General features: G+C 66.4%; 1 protein-coding gene. It reads right to left on the bottom strand.

Annotated features, from left to right (window positions below):
- Window positions 1–74: 74 nt before the first annotated feature.
- The coding region (locus SO140_RS46350; protein WP_498544257.1) for an S-methyl-5-thioribose-1-phosphate isomerase at window positions 75–637 on the bottom strand (563 nt) is incomplete at its 5' end.

Genomic DNA, 637 nt, shown 5'->3' with positions numbered 1-637 from the left:
TGGGTGGCGCATTTCACCTGCGACACGATGGCCGATGCCTATCCGCGTTTGGACTGATCGTCAACCGGCGGGCGTTACCCCAGCGCCCGCTGGAAAATCCCCGCTTCAACCTGTTGCGGCGTGATCACGCCGCTGTCGAACACCCACCCGCTGATAAGCTTCGCCGGCGTGACATCGAACGCCGGATTGTACACCGGTGCCTCGTTCGGCGCCCACTGGCAGGCGCCGAAGCTGCCTGAAACGCCGGTGACTTCGGCCGCCGCGCGTTGCTCGATCGGGATGGCGGCGCCGTCCGGACAGTGCGGATCGTGGGTGGTGTGCGGGGCGGCCACGTAGAACGGGATGCCGTGATAGTGCGCCAGCACCGCCAGGCTGTAGGTGCCAATCTTGTTGGCGACGTCGCCGTTGGCGGCGATGCGATCCGCGCCGACCCACACCGCATCGACCTGGCCCTGCGCCATCAGGCTGGCGGCCATCGAATCGCAGATCAGACGATAGGGAATGCCCAGCTCGCCCAGTTCCCAGGCGGTCAGACGACCGCCCTGCAGCAGCGGCCGGGTTTCATCGACCCACACCTGTTGCACTTTGCCCTGCTGCTGCGCGCCCACCAGCAGGGCAAAGTGCAACAGGTGTGGGT

Source organism: Bradyrhizobium sp. UFLA05-108 (genome assembly GCF_059803455.1).
Note: the sequence above shows the minus strand (reverse complement) of the source record. Positions and strands in the feature narration are given on the sequence as shown.